A 14,377-nucleotide genomic window follows, 5' to 3' on the forward strand; every position below is an offset into this window, starting at 1 on the left:
TAAGATCGCGGCTTGTTATCCACACGCCGCGATCACCGTGACCCGCCCCAGCCCATCCCCCGCCAGCGATTCCGAGCCTGTCTCTGTGGTGAGCAAACCCTGGTTTGTCTACCTGGTGCGCGCCGCCAACGGCGCCCTGTACTGCGGCATCAGCGACGACCCGGTCAAGCGTTTCGCCAAGCACCAGAGCGGCAAGGGCGCGCGCTTCTTCCTCTCCAGCCCGGCCGTCGCGCTGGTCTACACCGAGGCCTGCCGCGACAAGAGCGAAGCCCTGCGCCAGGAGCGGCTGATCAAGAAACTCCGGAAAAGCGCCAAGGAGTGCCTGGTGGCCAGTTGGGATTTGGCTACCTGATCCTGTCAGAGTCGGGGGCTCAACCCTGAAGCCAGCGCAGCAGGGCTTTCAGATTGTTCAGAACCGGGTTGTTACTTTGTAGTGCTTGGCTCCAATCGATGGTGATCGCCGCCAGGGCCACTTGAAGAAGAGCCAGGCCGCCGACGATCCAAGAGTAGAAACGATTGAACTTCAGGTTTTCAAATTGCACCTGATCGTTGCTGAGTGACTTTCGTTGCGCGATACGTTTTTTCAGTAACTCGACTTTCTCAGTCAGGCTTTGCAGTTCATTTTCTGCTTCGGTTCGGAAAGCCCGATAATGGTACTGTTCGGCGAGTCGAGTTATAGCCTCTATTTTTTCCTCGATGCGCCCAATTTCTATACTTGCTTGTAGTAAAGAGCCTAGGCTTTCTGAAGTGTTCTGGGTAATGGTTGAAAGGACAGGATTTACCGCATCTCGACACTGAACGTATTTGTGTTCAATCTCCCTTATGAGTGAAAGATACAGGTGGGAGCTTAAGTGGTCTGTTAGATTGTAAGTGTCATCTATGTTGTCGACAAAAAAAGCGTTCATTTTTAATTTGTTGGACCAGAGATCATAGATGTAACTGGCGTCGCTTGTGGTGTCTTTATAGTAACTGCAGCCAACTCCTGATGAGCTGATCAGGGCATAGTGATCTTGCTCGTTGGTAATGTCGTAGGAGTCAATGTAGTGAACATCTATCCCACTCTTGAGTTGGCCCGTGGTTATCTTGATTCGTGCGCCTGTCTTGATGCCCAGGGGGGTGAGCAGTTTCTCGACGATTTGATGGGCGTCATCTACGAGAACACCGATCCCTTCGATCAAATGTTCATGTATATAGTCGATTGAGCGACTAATACGAAAGTTTTTTGAAAAGGGATTTATTGTTCTAAATTGGAAGTACTCTACTCGGTCGAGAATGTCTACTTTACATAGTCTTTTTTTGGAATCGGGTGTGAAGGAGAAATCGAAAGATAAATAATTGACGCTGTTAGTCAGTTGGATAAGCGTTATAGTGCAGTCCCTGAACGCATCAGGTCTTACCGATATTCGGTCTACATGAAAGCGATAGGTGTCGTTGAATGGGATATAGGTGGAGTGTTTAATTGGAAAGTCTGGCGCTTCAGTATGGGGAGTTGAAGTCTCTGGATCGTTTTTATCATGCAGGAATTCTTTTTTTTGAATCCATTCGATAAGGGCTGTCAATTCGGTAGGCGTGATGGGGCAGATGACATTTATTGAGCTCCACCGGCCATTTCCATCAAGAATACCAGCGCTTTGGTAAGAGACCGCATCCGAAACTTGAAAAAATAGGTTACCCAAATATGGACTGAAGTGATTTCTGAATGTGCGGGTGAAAAGCCTCGGGAACCTATTAACGCAGAAAAAGAGAAAACGGGTGTAGTACACCAGTACGGGTTTCATGTTCTTAATGGCCAAAGGCTGGATTCCCTATCATGCTCAGGCGGCTGGTCTGGTGAAGCACGGTGCCCGATCAATGTCGGTGATGGATGATGATCGGACAGGGTATATAGGCTGCCCGGTCTTTGCACGCTAAGCTGGTTCTTCCTACTTATCCGGTGGACCCCAGCATGTCAGAGTTGATTCTGCATCATTACCCGACCTCGCCTTTCGCGGAAAAAGCCCGCCTGTTGCTAGGCTTCAAGGGCTTGTCCTGGCGCTCGGTGAAGATCTCGCCGGTGATGCCCAAACCCGATCTCACCGCGCTCACGGGTGGTTATCGCAAGACCCCGGTGTTGCAGGTCGGTGCCGATATCTATTGCGACACGGCGCTGATCGCCCGGCGGCTGGAGCAGGAAAAGGCCTCGCCGGCACTGTTTCCCGAAGGTCGGGAAATGGTCAGCGCGACCTTCGCGGCCTGGGCCGATTCGGTGGTGTTCCAGCATACGGTGAGCCTGGTGTTCCAGCCTGAGTCGGCGGCCGTGCGTTTCGGCCATCTGCCGCCGGAAGCGGTCAAGGCCTTCATGACCGACCGCGCCGGGCTGTTCAGCGGCGGCAGTTCTACCCGTGTGCCGCTGGAGTTGGCCAAGCATCAATGGCCGACGCTCATGGCGCGCCTGGAGCTGCAGTTGCAGCGTGAGGAGGGCGACTTCCTGTTCGGTGAGCCGTCGATTGCCGACTTTGCCATGGCCCACCCCCTGTGGTTCCTCAAGGGCACGCCGGTGACTGCGCCGCTGGTGGACGCCTATCCGGCGGTGTCGGCGTGGCTGGCCCGGGTACTGGGGTTCGGTCATGGTGCTTCGAGTGCCATGACTTCCGAAGAGGCACTTGAAGTGGCGCGCAGGGCTACACCGGCAGCCTTGCCGGATGAAGCCTTCATCGATCCGAACGGTTTCCAGGCTGGCCAGCAGGTGCGGATCGCGGCGACCGACTATGGCGTCGATCCGGTGGAAGGGGAGTTGCTATTTGCCGGGCGCGAGGAGCTGATCCTGCGCCGCGAAGACCCACGCGGCGGATTGGTGCATGTGCACTTCCCGCGTTTCGGGTTCCGTATCGAGGCGCTATAAGGCGGCAGGTCTATCGCAAGCAAGCTCGTTCCGACAGAGGTTGTTCGGCCCTTGTAGGAGCGAGCTTGCTCGCGATGCGTTTAGCGTTGCAACGCCGCCATGATCCCGTCGGGGTCATAGGTACGGATCAAGGTGCCATTGACGTCCAGGATCGGAATTCCGGCGCCGCCCAACTCGGTATAGGCCTTGCGCGCCTCGGCATCCTTCTCGATATCGAACTCGCGAAAGGCAATGCCCTTCTGATCGAGAAAGCGCCGGGTGGCCTTGCAGTAGCCACACCAGTCGGTGGCGTAGAGCACCACTCGGGCATTGGCCCGGACCTGCTCCGAGGCGGCCTGCGAGGGGTTGAACAGGTGCTCGAGCTTGCCCCAGTTCTGGTACGCCACGACCACCAGCAGGATCAGCAGGAATTTCTTCAGCACGCCCTGCAGCATCAGTTGCGGCGCTTGAGCTGATCGGTCAGTTGGGTCGGCAGACCCTTGATGATCAGGGTCCCGGCTTCTTCGTCATACTCGATCTTCGAGCCCAGCAGGTGCGCCTCGAAGCTGATGGACAGGCCTTCGGCGCGGCCGGTGAAGCGGCGGAACTGGTTGAGGGTGCGTTTATCCGCCGGGATTTCCGGCGACAGGCCGTAGTCCTTGTTGCGGATGTGATCGTAGAACGCCTTGGGGCGGTCCTCGTCGATCAGCTCCGAGAGTTCTTCCAGGCCCACGGGTTCGCCGAGCTTGGCCTGGCTGCTGGCGTAGTCCACCAGGGCCTTGGTCTTTTCCCGGGCGGATTCTTCCGGCAGGTCTTCGCTTTCGACGAAGTCGCTGAACGCCTTGAGCAGGGTACGGGTCTCGCCCGGGCCGTCGACGCCTTCCTGGCAGCCGATGAAGTCGCGGAAGTACTCCGAGACTTTCTTGCCGTTCTTGCCCTTGATGAACGAGATGTACTGTTTCGACTGTTTGTTGTTCTGCCATTCGGAGACGTTGATCCGCGCAGCCAGGTGCAGTTGGCCCAGGTCCAGGTGGCGCGACGGGGTCACGTCCAGCTCGTCGGTCACCGCCACGCCTTCGCTGTGGTGCAGCAAGGCGATGGCCAGGTAGTCGGTCATGCCTTGCTGGTAATGGGCGAACAGCACGTGGCCGCCGACCGACAGGTTGGATTCTTCCATCAGCTTTTGCAGGTGCTCGACCGCGACTCGGCTGAAGGCGGTGAAGTCCTGGCCGCCATCAAGGTATTCCTTCAGCCAGCCGCTGAAGGGAAACGCGCCGGACTCCGGGTGGAACAGACCCCAGGCTTTGCCCTGTTTGGCGTTATAGCTTTCGTTGAGATCGGCGAGCATGTTCTCGATGGCCGCGGATTCAGCCAGTTCGGAATCGCGGGCGTGCAGAACTGCGGGTGTGCCGTCGGGTTTTTTGTCGATCAGGTGGACGATGCAATGGCGGATCGGCATGGGCTTCTCGGCTGGTTGGCGGGAGAGGGCGTGACTCCCCGAAAAAGTGCCCAGTGTACCGCACCCGCTGGTTTTGGCGCTGTTTGAAGGGTGTGGAAGGCGGCCTGGGTCAAGCTTATGCATTTTTTTACGGATTTAGAGCAATAAAGCTGACCAAATGGCTAGGTAGAGGCGGATATTTCCCCGTCTCTGTGCTAGTTTTGCCCCGTCTTACGCGATGTCTCGGCGTTAAGCGTGCATTCAGCATTTGTCAGGTCGAACCAAACCCTGATTTCGGTATCTATAACCCCGATCTTTCGTGGTTGTGACCGGGGTGCCAGATCCACAAGATCTGGCTCGATGGCTGACACTGCACTCTGCAATCCAAATGAATTTGATAGGGAAGGAACACCACAATGGCTATTACTAAAGACCAACTGATCGCTGATATCGCTGAAGCTATCGACGCGCCGAAAACCACCGCGCGTAACGCTCTGGACCAACTGGCCCAGATCGTTGCTGATCAATTGGAAAATGGCGGCGAAATCACTCTGCCAGGTATCGGCAAACTGAAAGTGACCGAGCGTCCTGCCCGTACTGGCCGTAACCCATCGACTGGCGCTGCCATCGAAATCGCTGCCAAGAAAGTTATCAAGCTGGTTGTGGCTAAAGGCCTGACCGACTCGATCAACAAGTAAGACTGCAGTAAGACCGTGCCTCGGAACGCTTCCGGGCACGGTTTTCAGGCTCTAAGGCCGCAACGATTTACGCAAGGTAAATCGCCGTTTTGCCCCTCGTATCTATCCCTTTTGAACCCAACGCTCCTGGCGCCAGGCCTGTTGCTGTGCCTTGTCCTTGAAGGTCCAGGCGACGAAGCGGCTCTGTTTTTGCCCCTGTGACATTTCCACCACCTGGCTCTCCAGGGCTCCAGCTTTTTTCAGCGCGACCTGAATCGCCGGCAGGTTCGAGGCTTTCGACACCAGGGTGCTGAACCACAGCACCTGTTGCGCCACCTGGGCGCTTTCGCCGATCAACTGGGTCACGAAGCGCGCTTCGCCACCTTCGCACCACAATTCCGCCGCCTGGCCGCCAAAGTTCAGTACCGGCAGCTTGCGCTTGGGATCGGCCTTGCCCAGCGCTCGCCATTTGCGCTGGCTGCCGCGCGTGGCTTCCTCCAGGGAGGCATGGAAGGGCGGGTTGCACAGGGTCAGGTCGAAGCGTTCGTCGCTTTCCAGCAGCCCCAGCAGGATCTGCTTGCGGTTGCTCTGCTGGCGCAGGCCGATGGCCTTGTTCAGGGCGTTGGCCTGGACGATCGCCTTGGCGGCGGCGAGAGCGGTGGTGTCGATGTCGGAACCGAGGAACTGCCAGCGGTAATCGCAGTGGCCGATCAGCGGGTAGATGCAGTTGGCGCCGACCCCGATGTCCAGCACCCGCACCGCCGCGCCGCGGGGAATTACGCCTTCGTTACGCTCGGCCAGCAGGTCGGCCAGGAAATGCACATAGTCGGCACGACCGGGGACCGGAGGGCAGAGGAAGTCGGTCGGAATATCCCAATGGGCGATGCCGTAGAACGCCTTGAGCAATGCCCGGTTGAACACCCGCACCGCCGCCGGGTTGGCGAAGTCGATGCTCTCCTTGCCATAAGGATTGATGATCACGAAAGCCCCCAGCTCCGGGGTGCTCTTGATCAACTGGGGAAAGTCATAGCGGCCTTGATGGCGATTGCGCGGGTGCAGGCTGGCCTTTTCCCGTGGCGCGACGGCCTTGGCCGGAGCTGCAGGTTGAGGCTTGGTGCGCGAAGCTTTGGGAGGGCGGGGGGCAGTCATGGGCGAAATCGGTTCGGGTATGGCTCAAAGTGGCGCACATTGTCCCATATCTGCCCGGGCGACGTAGCCTCTGTAGGAGCCGCCAAGGATAACGCGGTGTGCCAGGAATAACGCTTCGCAGGCAAGCCTCGTTCCTGCAGAGGCATTAGCTTTTCGGCCGGGCACAAAAAAGGGAGCCCCTTGCAGGGCTCCCTTTTTTACCGCTCGGATCGCCGTTACAGGCTGGAAATCCGCGCGTGCTGCTCGGCCAGCTTGCCCAGGGCCTGTTCGGCCTCGGCCAGTTTGGCGCGCTCCTTGTCGATGACTTCGGCCGGGGCCTTGTCGACGAAGGCGGCGTTGGACAGCTTGCCGCCGACCCGCTGGACTTCGCCTTGCAGACGCTGGATTTCCTTGTCCAGGCGCGCCAGTTCCGCGCCCTTGTCGATCAGCCCGGCCATCGGCACCAGCACTTCCATCTCGCCGACCAGGGCGGTGGCGGACAGCGGTGCTTCGTCGCCGGCCTTCAGCACGGTGATCGATTCGAGTTTGGCCAGCTTCTTCAGCAGGGTCTCGTTTTCGCTCAGGCGACGCTGGTCTTCGGCGCTGACGTTCTTCAAGAACAACGCCAGTGGCTTGCCCGGGCCGATGTTCATTTCGGCACGGATGTTACGGGTGCCGAGCATCAGGCCCTTGAGCCATTCGATGTCGTCTTCGGCGGCCTGGTCGATGCGTGCTTCATTGGCCACCGGCCAAGGCTGCAGCATGATGGTCTTGCCTTCGGCCCCGGCCAGCGGCGCCAGGCGCTGCCAGATTTCTTCGGTGATGAACGGCATGAACGGGTGGGCCAGGCGCAGCGCCACTTCCAGTACGCGCACCAGGGTGCGGCGGGTGCCGCGCTGGCGCTCGACCGGCGCGTTTTCGTCCCACAGTACCGGCTTGGACAATTCCAGGTACCAGTCGCAGTACTGGTTCCAGATGAACTCGTACAGCGCCTGGGCCGCCAGGTCGAAGCGGAACTGGTCCAGCTGGCGGGTCACTTCGGCTTCGGTGCGCTGCAACTGGGAGATGATCCAGCGGTCGGCCAGCGACAGCTCGTAGGCTTCGCCGTTCTGACCGCAGTCTTCGCCCTTGTCCAGCACGTAGCGCGCGGCGTTCCAGATCTTGTTGCAGAAGTTGCGATAACCTTCGACGCGGCCCATATCGAACTTGATGTCGCGGCCGGTGGACGCCAGCGAGCAGAAGGTGAAGCGCAGGGCGTCGGTGCCGTAGCTGGCGATGCCGTCGGCGAACTCCTGGCGGGTCTGCTTCTCGATCTTCTTCGCCAGTTGCGGCTGCATCATGCCGGTGGTGCGTTTCTGCACCAGGGTTTCCAGATCGATGCCGTCGATGATGTCCAGCGGGTCAAGGACGTTGCCCTTGGACTTGGACATCTTCTGGCCCTGGCCGTCGCGTACCAGGCCGTGGACGTACACGGTCTTGAACGGAACCTGCGGCGTGCCGTCTTCGTTCTTCACCAGGTGCATGGTGAGCATGATCATCCGGGCGACCCAGAAGAAAATGATGTCGAAACCGGTCACCAGCACGTCGGTCGGGTGGAAGGTCTTGAGGAACTCGGTCTGCTCCGGCCAGCCCAGGGTGGAGAAGGTCCACAGGCCCGAACTGAACCAGGTGTCGAGGACGTCGTTGTCCTGTTGCAGTGCAACCTCAGGCCCGAGGTTGTGCTTGGCGCGCACCTCGGCTTCGTCGCGGCCTACATAGACCTTGCCCGACTCGTCGTACCAGGCCGGGATGCGGTGGCCCCACCACAGCTGGCGGCTGATGCACCAGTCCTGGATGTCGCGCATCCAGGAGAAGTACATGTTTTCGTACTGTTTTGGCACGAAGGCGATGCGGCCGTCTTCCACGGCGGCAATGGCCGGCTCGGCCAGGGGCTTGGTGGAGACGTACCACTGGTCGGTCAGCCACGGCTCGATGATGGTGCCGGAGCGGTCGCCTTTCGGCACTTTCAGGGCGTGGTCGTCGACGCTGACCAGCAGGCCGGCGGCGTCGAACGCAGCGACGATTTCCTTGCGCGCCTGGAAGCGGTTGAGACCGGCGAACTCGGCCGGGATCTTGCCGTCGATGCTTTCGTTCAGCGTACCGTCCAGGTTGAACACCTGGGCGGCCGGCAGCACTTCGGCGTTCTTGTCGAAGATGTTCAGCAGCGGCAGGTTGTGGCGCTTGCCGACTTCATAGTCGTTGAAGTCGTGGGCCGGGGTGATCTTCACGCAGCCGGTGCCGAATTCAGGGTCGCAGTAATCGTCGCCGATGATCGGGATGCGGCGGCCCACCAGCGGCAGTTCGACGAATTTGCCGATTAGTGCCTTGTAGCGTTCATCGTTCGGGTTAACGGCCACGGCGGAGTCGCCGAGCATGGTTTCCGGACGGGTGGTGGCAACGATCAGGTAGTCCAGGCCTTCAGCGGTCTTGGCGCCGTCGGCCAGCGGGTAGCGCAGGTTCCACAGCGAGCCTTTCTCGTCGTGGTTTTCCACTTCGAGGTCGGAGATCGCGGTGTGCAGCTTGGTGTCCCAGTTGACCAGACGCTTGCCGCGGTAGATCAGGCCGTCTTCGTGCAGGCGCACGAAGGCTTCTTTAACGGCTTCGGAGAGGCCGTCGTCCATGGTGAAGCGCTCGCGGCTCCAGTCGACGGACGAGCCCAGGCGGCGGATCTGACGGCTGATGTTGCCGCCGGACTGATCCTTCCACTCCCAGACTTTCTCGAGGAATTTTTCCCGGCCCAGATCGTGGCGATTCTGGCCTTGGGCTTCGATCTGACGCTCCACCAGCATCTGGGTGGCGATACCGGCGTGGTCGGTACCCGGCTGCCACAGGGTGTTGCGGCCCTGCATGCGGCGGAAGCGGATCAAGGCATCCATGATTGCGTTGTTGAAGCCATGGCCCATGTGCAGGCTGCCAGTGACGTTCGGTGGCGGAATCATGATGGTGTACGAGTCGCCCGCGCCTTGCGGGGCGAAGTAATTCTCTGACTCCCAGGTCTGGTACCAGGAAGTTTCAATGGCGTGCGGCTGGTAGGTCTTATCCATGCGCGGCGGGACCCTATTGGCATTTATTCAGGAAAAGCCGGGAAGTATAGCGGGGATGAGCCGATGCGCGTAGAGCAGGCTGACGGCGGGAGGGCGAAAGTTGCCCACTGAACGGGGTTTTTGCTTGCCGCCAGGGTGTCATCACGGGCAAACCTCGCGCCTACAGACGCTGGGTGGCCTGTAGCGGCGAGGTTTGTCCGCTGAATAAGGCAGGGGATCAGGCGTCGTACTGGCTCAGCAAACGTTCCATCCGCGCATCGAGGCGGCGCTTGATCTCGGTTTCGATGTGCGGGGCGAAGTCGTCGATCACGTCTTGCATGATCAGTTGCGCGGCGGCGCGCAGTTCGCTGTCCAGGTGCAGCAGGGCATCCTGGCTCTTGGGTGCTGGCGCGGGTTTCGGTGTCGGTGTAGGGGCTGGCGCGGCAACTACGGGGGCAGGTTGCGGTTCGACCACCGGAGCGGGAGCCGGTTGTGGTTCTGCCGGCGCCTCTTCGTGGGTTTCGACGGCAGGCTTGCCGCCGACCATGTCGAACAGCAGAGGAATCTGCACTTCGCCGTCGACGGTCTCGGTCAGCAGCGGAGGTTGCAGGTCGTCATCGCCGAGCAGTTGGCGGATGGACTCGAGGTCATCCAGCAGGTGCGCGGACTTTTGCAGCGGTTTGGGAGTGTCCATCGATGGCTCAGAGTCGCTGTAAACGGTGATCTTGCAGAGGATAGCCCTGTTCGCGGTAGAAACGGAAACTCTCGCGAGCGGCCTGGCGGATAGTCGGGTCTTCCACCACCACTTCGGCGATGCGGGCGAAACGCTGGGCAAATGCCGGGACTTTCAGGTCCAGGTTGACCAACAGGTCATGGTGCTCGCCGGGGTCATCGCCCAGGCCGAGAACGATCAGGCCATCCGGTTCGCTTTCGGCGGGGCCGTGGGGCACGAAGGTTTCGCCCTTGAAGCGCCACAACCGGGCATCGAGCTCATCGCGCTGGGCCGCGTCGCTGCAATGCAGGTAGATGCGGTGCCCCATGCGCCAGGCCTTGTCGGTGAGCTTGCAGGCGAAATCGAGGCGCGCCGAAGGATCCGCGCTGGGAAGGATATAGAAGTCGACTTTGGTCATTGCGGTTCCTGAACCCGGGAGTGCGCCGCGTGTGGGCGCACCCCGAGGTCATAGGTTTCAGGCTTTGGCGCGGTCCAGCAGGTACTGGGTCAGCAGAGGAACCGGACGGCCAGTGGCGCCCTTGTCCTTGCCGCCGCTGGTCCAGGCGGTACCGGCGATATCCAGGTGCGCCCAGTTGTACTGCTTGGTGAAGCGCGACAGGAAGCAGGCAGCGGTAATGGTGCCGGCTTTCGGCCCGCCGATGTTGGCGATGTCGGCGAACGGGCTGTCCAGCTGTTCCTGGTACTCGTCGAACAGCGGCAGTTGCCAGGCACGGTCGTCAGCCTGGACGCCGGCGCTCAGCAACTGGCCGATCAGTTCGTCGTTGTTGCCCAGGAGGCCCGAGGTGTGGGAACCGAGGGCGACCACGCAGGCGCCGGTCAGGGTGGCGATATCGATCACCGCCTGTGGCTTGAAGCGCTCGGCGTAGGTCAGGGCATCGCACAGCACCAGGCGGCCTTCGGCGTCGGTGTTGAGGATTTCAACGGTCTGGCCGCTCATGGTGGTGACGATGTCGCCCGGACGCGAAGCGGTGCCGCTCGGCATGTTCTCGGCGCAGGCCAGGATGCACACCAGGTTGATCGGCAGCTTGAGTTCCAGCACGGCGCGCAGGGTGCCGAACACGCTGGCGGCGCCACCCATGTCGTACTTCATTTCATCCATGCCGGCGCCAGGCTTGAGGCTGATGCCGCCGGTGTCGAAGGTGATGCCCTTGCCGACCAGGGTGTACGGCTTCTCGGACTTCTTGCCGCCGTTGTATTGCATGACGATCAGGCGCGGCGGCTGGGCGCTGCCCTGGCCCACGGCATAGAACGAACCCATGCCCAGTTCCTTGATCTTCTTCTCGTCGAGGACTTCGACTTTCAGGGCCTTGAATTCCTTGCCCAGGGCCTTGGCCTGTTCGCCGAGGAAGGTCGGGTGGCAGATGTTCGGCGGCAGGTTGCCCAGGTTGCGGGTGAATGCCATGCCGTTGGCGATGGCCTTGGCGTGGGCCACGGCGCGCTCGACTTCGGCCTGCGCGGCCTTGATGGTCAGCAGGGTGATTTTCTTCAGGGCGCGCGGTTCGGCTTTCTGGCTCTTGAACTGGTCGAAGCTGTATTCGCCGTCCACCAGGGTTTCCGCCAGCAGGCGGGTCTTGCCATAGCTGTCGCGGCCCTTGACCACCACTTCGTCCAGCGCCAGTGCGGCATCGCTGCCACCCAGGCCCTTGAGGGTATTGAGGATGCCACTGACGATCTTGCGGAACGGGCGGTCGCCCAGTTCGGCGTCCTTGCCAGTGCCGACCAGCAGGACGCGTTCGGCCTTCAGGTTTGGCAGGGCGTGCAGCAGCAGGCTCTGGCCGACCTTGCCGTCCAGGTCGCCGCGCTTGAGTACCGCGCCGATGGCGCCGCCACTGAGCTCGTCGAGTTGTTTGGCAACGCTGCCGAGCTTACGGCCTTCGCCGACGGCGACCACCAGGGTGGCGGTCTTCAACGTTTCCGGGCTAACGCTTTTTACAACCAGTTCCATGTCCGGGTCCCTGAATTAATGGTCAAAGAGCGCAGGGCCAATGCCGTGCGCCAGGCTTGTCATGTATGCAGCTTTTATAAGGAAGAGGCGTCGGCAGCGGCCAACGACAGGGCCGCCAGTTTGAACCCCGGCGGTCGAGGCTGACAACCCTCCCATGAGCGAACTTCGCCGCTTTAGAGGCCTGCGTGAGCATGCGCAGTGACAGGCGCATGCAATCACAGGATAATGCGCCATCTTTTTCGGCGGCTCGGCTTCACGGGCCGTGTTTGCTTGTTTGGCCGCCTTAGCCTGACAACCCTGGAGTGTCTGGTTTGATCGTCTTCCGTTATCTATCCCGCGAAGTGTTGCTGACCCTGAGCGCCGTGAGCGCTGTACTGCTGGTCATCATCATGAGCGGACGTTTCGTCAAATACCTCGCGCAAGCGGCCTCGGGCGCACTGGACCCGGGCTCGCTGTTCCTGATCATGGGGGTCCGCATGCCGGGCTTCCTGCAATTGATCCTGCCCCTGGGGCTGTTTCTCGGCATTCTGCTGGCCTATGGCCGGCTGTACCTCGAAAGCGAAATGACTGTGCTTTCGGCCACCGGCATGAGCCAGCAGCGCTTGCTGGGCATGACCATGATTCCGGCGACCCTGGTTGCCTTGATCGTGGCCTGGCTGAGCCTGAGCCTGGCGCCTCAGGGCGCCAACCAGTTCCAGCTGATCCTCAACAAGCAGGATGCGCTGACCGAGTTCGATACCCTGGTGCCAGGCCGTTTCCAGGCCCTCAACGACGGCACGCGGGTGACCTACACCGAGCAGTTGTCCGATGACCGGACCAACCTCGGTGGCGTGTTCATTTCGGAAAAACGCCTGAGCCAGGACAAGAAGGACCAGGGCATCTCGGTGCTGGTGGCGGAGAAGGGGCACCAGGACGTTCGTCCGGACGGCAACCGCTATCTGATTCTGGAAAACGGTTATCGCTACGACGGTAATCCGGGCCAGGCCGATTACCGGATCATCAAGTACGACACCTACGGCGTGTTGCTGGCCAAGCCGGATGTCAGTGAAGAAGTTACCGACCGTGACGCCATGCCGACCCGCGATCTGATCGGCAACCCGGACCTGCGCGCCCATGCCGAGCTGCAATGGCGTATTTCCCTGCCGCTTCTGGTGTTTGTCGTGACCCTGATGGCGGTGCCGCTGTCCCGGGTCAATCCGCGCCAGGGCCGTTTCCTCAAGCTGTTGCCGGCGATTCTTCTTTATATGGCTTACCTGACCATCCTGATCGCGGCCCGTGGCTCGCTGGAAAAAGGCAAGCTGCCGCAGGCGCTGGGCCTGTGGTGGGTACACGGACTGTTTCTATTGATTGGCCTCGGGTTGCTGTACTGGGAACCCTTGCGCCTGAAACTGGCGAGCCGCCGCAGCATGAAGGAGGTGGCTCGTGGTTAAGCTCGATCGCTACATCGGTAACAGTGTCCTGCTAGCCATCCTGGCGGTACTGGGGATCATTCTCGGCCTGGCATCGCTGTTCGCCTTCATCGACGAGATGGGCAGTGTCAGTGACAACTACACCGTGATGGATGTGTTGAGTTTCGTGGTCATGACGGCGCCTCGCCGGCTCTACGAAATGCTGCCGATGGCGGCCCTGATCGGCTGCCTGATCGGCCTGGGCAGCCTGGCCAGCAACAGTGAGCTGACCATCATGCGGGCCGCTGGCGTGTCCATCGGGCGGATCGTCTGGGCGGTGATGAAGCCGATGCTGTTCCTGATGGTGGCGGGTGTGCTGATCGGCGAGTACGTCGCTCCTGCAACGGAAAGCCAGGCGCAGGCCAGTCGTGCGCTGGCCCAGGGTTCGGGCGACGCGCAAAGTTCCAAGCGTGGCCTGTGGCACCGCCAGGGTGAGGAGTTCATCCACATCAACGCCGTGCAACCCAACGGCCTGCTGTATGGCGTGACCCGTTATCACTTCGACGATCAGCGGCACATGTTGTCCTCGAGCTTCGCTCGCCAGGCCCGTTTCGAAGAAAACTACTGGCTGCTGAGCGACGTCACCACCACCTATTTCCGCGAGGGCAGCACCGAAGTCATCAACGTCCCGCAGGAACGTTGGGATGTGGCCTTGAGCCCGCAATTGCTGAGTACTGTGGTGATGGCGCCGGAGTCGCTGTCGATCAGCGGTCTGTGGGGGTATATCCATTACCTGGCCGACCAGGGCCTGAACAACGGTCGCTACTGGTTGGCGTTCTGGGTCAAGGTGCTGCAACCGCTGGTCACCGCGGCCCTGGTATTGATGGCGATCTCGTTCATTTTCGGTCCGCTGCGTTCCGTGACGCTCGGCCAGCGGGTGTTCACCGGCGTGCTGGTGGGGTTCACCTTCCGCATCGCCCAGGACCTGCTGGGGCCGTCGAGCCTGGTATTCGGTTTCTCGCCGCTGTTCGCGGTGCTGGTTCCCGCCGGGATCTGTGCCCTGGCCGGGGTCTGGCTGTTGCGCCGGGCCGGCTGACCGGCGCCAATGCCGCCAGTCTTACGCAAAACGCCCCTGTCGAAAGACCG

13 protein-coding genes are annotated in these 14,377 nt (G+C 60.6%); 5 read left to right on the top strand and 8 right to left on the bottom strand.

Features of this window, described 5'->3' with window-relative positions:
• Nucleotides 1–37: 37 nt before the first annotated feature.
• Nucleotides 38–352 carry a GIY-YIG nuclease family protein gene (locus tag C4K27_RS05230; protein WP_053259730.1) on the top strand — a complete coding sequence of 105 codons (315 nt, stop codon included), beginning with the start codon at nucleotides 38–40 and terminating at the stop codon, nucleotides 350–352.
• Nucleotides 353–371: 19 nt separating this feature from the next.
• On the opposite strand, the gene C4K27_RS05235 is transcribed toward C4K27_RS05230, so the two are convergent.
• A complete protein-coding gene (locus C4K27_RS05235) occupies nucleotides 372–1,793 on the bottom strand; it encodes a hypothetical protein (RefSeq protein WP_053259731.1) in 1,422 nt (473 codons plus the stop codon).
• Nucleotides 1,794–1,945: 152 nt separating this feature from the next.
• Here C4K27_RS05235 and C4K27_RS05240 point away from each other — a divergent pair, with 152 nt between their 5' ends.
• Nucleotides 1,946–2,881 carry a glutathione S-transferase family protein gene (locus tag C4K27_RS05240; protein WP_053259732.1) on the top strand — a complete coding sequence of 312 codons (936 nt, stop codon included), beginning with the start codon at nucleotides 1,946–1,948 and terminating at the stop codon, nucleotides 2,879–2,881.
• Nucleotides 2,882–2,961: 80 nt separating this feature from the next.
• On the opposite strand, the gene C4K27_RS05245 is transcribed toward C4K27_RS05240, so the two are convergent.
• Together C4K27_RS05245 and yejK are read right to left on the bottom strand one after the other, a co-directional pair.
• Entirely contained in the window at nucleotides 2,962–3,315 is a 354-nt protein-coding gene (locus C4K27_RS05245; RefSeq protein WP_009042296.1) for a glutaredoxin family protein, read from the bottom strand.
• Nucleotides 3,315–4,319 carry a nucleoid-associated protein YejK gene (gene yejK, locus C4K27_RS05250; protein WP_007932136.1) on the bottom strand — a complete coding sequence of 335 codons (1,005 nt, stop codon included), beginning with the start codon at nucleotides 4,317–4,319 and terminating at the stop codon, nucleotides 3,315–3,317. The genes C4K27_RS05245 and yejK overlap by 1 nt, the downstream gene beginning before the upstream one ends.
• 395 nt (nucleotides 4,320–4,714) lie before the next feature.
• Between yejK and C4K27_RS05255 the strand changes: the two genes are divergently transcribed.
• Nucleotides 4,715–4,996, top strand: coding sequence for an HU family DNA-binding protein (locus tag C4K27_RS05255; RefSeq protein WP_007932138.1), 282 nt, complete (start codon nucleotides 4,715–4,717; stop codon nucleotides 4,994–4,996).
• 102 nt (nucleotides 4,997–5,098) lie between these two features.
• On the opposite strand, the gene rlmF is transcribed toward C4K27_RS05255, so the two are convergent.
• The 5 genes from rlmF to C4K27_RS05280 form a co-directional block, all read right to left on the bottom strand.
• Nucleotides 5,099–6,124 (bottom strand): 23S rRNA (adenine(1618)-N(6))-methyltransferase RlmF, encoded by a 1,026-nt coding sequence (gene rlmF, locus C4K27_RS05260; RefSeq protein WP_053259733.1) that lies wholly within the window; start codon nucleotides 6,122–6,124, stop codon nucleotides 5,099–5,101.
• Between the two features lie 215 nt (nucleotides 6,125–6,339).
• Entirely contained in the window at nucleotides 6,340–9,186 is a 2,847-nt protein-coding gene (locus tag C4K27_RS05265; protein ID WP_053259734.1) for a valine--tRNA ligase, read from the bottom strand.
• 217 nt (nucleotides 9,187–9,403) lie between these two features.
• On the bottom strand, nucleotides 9,404–9,859 hold the full coding sequence (locus C4K27_RS05270) for a hypothetical protein (RefSeq protein ID WP_053259735.1): 456 nt from the start codon (nucleotides 9,857–9,859) through the stop codon (nucleotides 9,404–9,406).
• Nucleotides 9,860–9,866: 7 nt separating this feature from the next.
• Complete coding sequence (locus C4K27_RS05275; protein WP_007932146.1) at nucleotides 9,867–10,295, bottom strand: DNA polymerase III subunit chi; 429 nt, start codon at nucleotides 10,293–10,295, stop codon at nucleotides 9,867–9,869.
• 57 nt (nucleotides 10,296–10,352) lie between these two features.
• Complete coding sequence (locus tag C4K27_RS05280) at nucleotides 10,353–11,843, bottom strand: leucyl aminopeptidase (RefSeq protein ID WP_053259736.1); 1,491 nt, start codon at nucleotides 11,841–11,843, stop codon at nucleotides 10,353–10,355.
• 311 nt (nucleotides 11,844–12,154) lie between these two features.
• On the opposite strand from C4K27_RS05280, the gene lptF reads away from it, so the two are divergent.
• Both lptF and lptG read left to right on the top strand, forming a co-directional pair.
• Nucleotides 12,155–13,273 (top strand): LPS export ABC transporter permease LptF, encoded by a 1,119-nt coding sequence (gene lptF, locus C4K27_RS05285; RefSeq protein WP_007932149.1) that lies wholly within the window; start codon nucleotides 12,155–12,157, stop codon nucleotides 13,271–13,273.
• Nucleotides 13,266–14,327, top strand: coding sequence for an LPS export ABC transporter permease LptG (gene lptG, locus C4K27_RS05290; RefSeq protein ID WP_053259737.1), 1,062 nt, complete (start codon nucleotides 13,266–13,268; stop codon nucleotides 14,325–14,327). Before lptF ends, lptG begins: the two co-directional genes overlap by 8 nt.
• Nucleotides 14,328–14,377 lie beyond the last annotated feature (50 nt).

The organism is Pseudomonas chlororaphis subsp. chlororaphis (assembly GCF_003945765.1).
GTDB classification, from domain to species: domain Bacteria; phylum Pseudomonadota; class Gammaproteobacteria; order Pseudomonadales; family Pseudomonadaceae; genus Aquipseudomonas; species Aquipseudomonas chlororaphis.

Excerpts from the sequence above, each read along its gene's own strand:
- C4K27_RS05240 (WP_053259732.1), top strand. The coding sequence starts at position 1,946 with ATGTCAGAGTTGATTCTGCATCATTACCCGACCTCGCCTTTCGCGGAA.
- C4K27_RS05280 (WP_053259736.1), bottom strand. The coding sequence starts at position 11,843 with ATGGAACTGGTTGTAAAAAGCGTTAGCCCGGAAACGTTGAAGACCGCC.
- rlmF (WP_053259733.1), bottom strand. The coding sequence starts at position 6,124 with ATGACTGCCCCCCGCCCTCCCAAAGCTTCGCGCACCAAGCCTCAACCT.
- C4K27_RS05275 (WP_007932146.1), bottom strand. The coding sequence starts at position 10,295 with ATGACCAAAGTCGACTTCTATATCCTTCCCAGCGCGGATCCTTCGGCG.
- C4K27_RS05270 (WP_053259735.1), bottom strand. The coding sequence starts at position 9,859 with ATGGACACTCCCAAACCGCTGCAAAAGTCCGCGCACCTGCTGGATGAC.
- yejK (WP_007932136.1), bottom strand. The coding sequence starts at position 4,319 with ATGCCGATCCGCCATTGCATCGTCCACCTGATCGACAAAAAACCCGAC.
- C4K27_RS05245 (WP_009042296.1), bottom strand. The coding sequence starts at position 3,315 with ATGCTGCAGGGCGTGCTGAAGAAATTCCTGCTGATCCTGCTGGTGGTC.
- C4K27_RS05265 (WP_053259734.1), bottom strand. The coding sequence starts at position 9,186 with ATGGATAAGACCTACCAGCCGCACGCCATTGAAACTTCCTGGTACCAG.
- C4K27_RS05255 (WP_007932138.1), top strand. The coding sequence starts at position 4,715 with ATGGCTATTACTAAAGACCAACTGATCGCTGATATCGCTGAAGCTATC.